This window comes from Bartonella sp. AA23NXGY (genome assembly GCF_042197165.1).
In the GTDB taxonomy this organism is placed as follows: domain Bacteria; phylum Pseudomonadota; class Alphaproteobacteria; order Rhizobiales; family Rhizobiaceae; genus Bartonella.
The window spans coordinates 1-546 of sequence record NZ_JBHIRO010000113.1; the positions used below are offsets into that span (position 1 = coordinate 1).

Below are 546 nucleotides of genomic sequence, written 5' to 3' on the forward strand. Positions count from 1 at the left end.
GCAGAGGTTTTCATCAAGGCTACCGCTGGTCCCCACACATTGCCATCTATTTTTCCAACCGGAAAAGAATGAAAAGGAGAAAGCGCTGCATAATTGCGGCTTGTTATTGCACCAGAGCGGGTGCGATAAGCATAATTGCCAGGCAATTGTGCCCACCAAGCTGCTGCTAACCCTAAGTCTTCCCGCGCAATCACAGCTCCACCATTTGTAAGATGAGAACGCGCTTTGGCAAGATTATCCGCTAACTCTTGCGGCGTATCAGCAAAAACTGCCAATGATAAATGATGTTCCCCTAAAACAAAACGATTGGATTCAAGATCATCAAGCGCATCATCCAGTTCCATAATTTGTGAACCTGCTCGATCTCCCGCATTGACCATTTGGTTTTGTTTGCGCCCCATAATCTGCTTGGCAATGTTTTTGCTCTTGAAAACAAAAGATTGGGTGAAAATAAACTCAAAGGGAAGCGTGAGCAAACCATCCGCCATGCCTACCCTAGTTTTTGCTGGATATTCTTTCCAACCAAACATGCCCGCAAACCGCTGT

At 46.0% G+C, this 546-nt stretch carries 1 pseudogene; it reads right to left on the reverse strand.

Annotation, left to right across the window (positions count from 1 at the left end):
• Nucleotides 1-546: pseudogene (locus ACFINY_RS09955) on the reverse strand (transporter); the annotation flags it as partial.